The organism is Roseicyclus sp. (assembly GCF_052168335.1).
Classification (GTDB): Bacteria; Pseudomonadota; Alphaproteobacteria; order Rhodobacterales; family Rhodobacteraceae; genus Roseibacterium.
Genome location: NZ_JBQLZP010000243.1, coordinates 1 through 1,170 on the forward strand (window position 1 = coordinate 1; position 1,170 = coordinate 1,170).

The window sequence follows — 1,170 nt, forward strand, 5'->3', positions numbered from 1 at the left end:
TGGCGTCGAGGGCACCTGGCGTGGCGGGACCGTCCGCCTCGGGCGCGCCGCATGGCTCGACGCCGAGGCGCCCGACGTGACGGCGACCTTCCTCAAGGTGGGCGACGCAGCGCCGGTCACGCTGCCCTTCGCCGACACGCTGCGCGAAGGCGCGGCCGAGACCGTCGCGGCGCTCAGGGCCTCCGGCAAGCGGGTGATCCTGCTCTCGGGCGACACGGCGGGGGCGGTGCGCAGCTTCGCGGCCCGCATCGGCATCGAGGAGGTCATCGCCGAGGCGCTGCCGGCCGAGAAGGCGGCGCTCGTCTCCGACCTGGCGGGGCAGGGGGCGAAGGTCCTCATGGTGGGCGACGGGCTCAACGACACCGCGGCGCTCGCGGCGGCACATGTCTCGGTCTCGCCCGCCTCGGCGCTCGACGCGGCGCGCACGGCCTCAGACATGGTGCTCATGGGCCGCAGTCTCGCGCCCATCGCCGATGCCGTCACCACCTCCGTCTCGGCGGCGAAGCGCATCCGCGAGAACTTCACCATCGCGACGGTCTACAACGTGCTCGCCGTGCCGCTCGCCATCGCCGGCCTCTGCTCGCCGCTCATCGCGGCCTTGGCCATGTCGATCTCGTCGATTACCGTGTCGGCCAACGCGCTCCGGCTGAAGTGAGGCCCGCATGGACGTCCTCGGCATCCTGATCCCGGTCAGCCTGTTCCTCGGGCTCGTCGGCCTCGGCGCCTTCTTCTGGATGCTGCGCCGGGGGCAGTTCGACGACCCCGAGGGCGACGCGAACCGCATCCTCACCGACGATTACGACGACCGCCCGAAGAGCTGAGGGGCCCGGATCCCGAAGGGATCCGGCCGTTTTCCTTCGGAAAACGCGCCCGCTCAGGGCCCGAAGGTCTCGCAGGGCATGTTACGTGCCGAGAGCCGCGCGCAGGCCCGCGCCGCCTGGTCCTCGGTCATGCCCGCGAAGCGCGCCTCGTAGCCGCCCGAGCGCTGCACCACCCGGCGCAGCGCCTGGTCGAAGGTGCCGAGTTCGGCCAGCGCCGTCCTGAGGAGCAGCCGTTCCGCCGCATGCTGCGACGGCTGGCTCCCGAGCGAGACGCCGTAGTGCCGCGACCCGGTGGAGGAGGCGCGGGTGACGACCTCGGGCTCGACCGGAACGGGGCGCGGCGGCGGAG

2 protein-coding genes and 1 pseudogene are annotated in these 1,170 nt (G+C 72.9%); 2 read left to right on the forward strand and 1 reads right to left on the reverse strand.

Annotated elements, in window-relative coordinates:
* The coding region (locus ACTS11_RS07560; RefSeq protein ID WP_442639718.1) for an HAD-IC family P-type ATPase at positions 1–655 on the forward strand (655 nt) is incomplete at its 5' end.
* Between the two features lie 7 nt (positions 656–662).
* Positions 663–821 (forward strand): cbb3-type cytochrome oxidase assembly protein CcoS, encoded by a 159-nt coding sequence (gene ccoS, locus ACTS11_RS07565; protein WP_442639719.1) that lies wholly within the window; start codon positions 663–665, stop codon positions 819–821.
* Positions 822–874: 53 nt separating this feature from the next.
* Here the strand turns inward: ccoS and ACTS11_RS07570 are convergent.
* Positions 875–1,170, reverse strand: a pseudogene (locus ACTS11_RS07570) (D-alanyl-D-alanine carboxypeptidase); the annotation flags it as partial.